The sequence below is a fragment of the Iodobacter violaceini genome (assembly GCF_011601265.1).
GTDB classification, from domain to species: Bacteria; Pseudomonadota; Gammaproteobacteria; order Burkholderiales; family Chitinibacteraceae; genus Iodobacter; species Iodobacter violaceini.
Window position 1 is genome coordinate 1 of record NZ_JAAOLX010000058.1, and the last position, 250, is coordinate 250.

At 58.8% G+C, this 250-nt stretch carries 1 protein-coding gene; it reads right to left on the reverse strand.

The features are described from left to right. Positions 1-250: hypothetical protein (locus tag HA050_RS21840; RefSeq protein WP_166830595.1), on the reverse strand; the 250-nt coding region annotated here is incomplete at both ends.

Sequence of the window (250 nt, forward strand, 5' to 3'; positions counted from 1 at the left end):
GGTCAGCTCGACAGCCTGTGCCGTGGTCAGCGCCACTGCCTGATCGGTGGTTAAGCCCGCCAGCGAGCTGGTCGTGATATTGACAACCTGATCCGTGGTCAGATGCGCCACTTGATCGGTGGTCAGCACTCTGATCTGAGCGCTGGAAAGTGCAGCAATCGCCAGTGTGCTGATCACGGCCAGATCGCGGGTTTCGAGTGCGGCGATATTAGTGGTGTTGAGGGCAGCAACCTGACGCGAAGTCAGAATG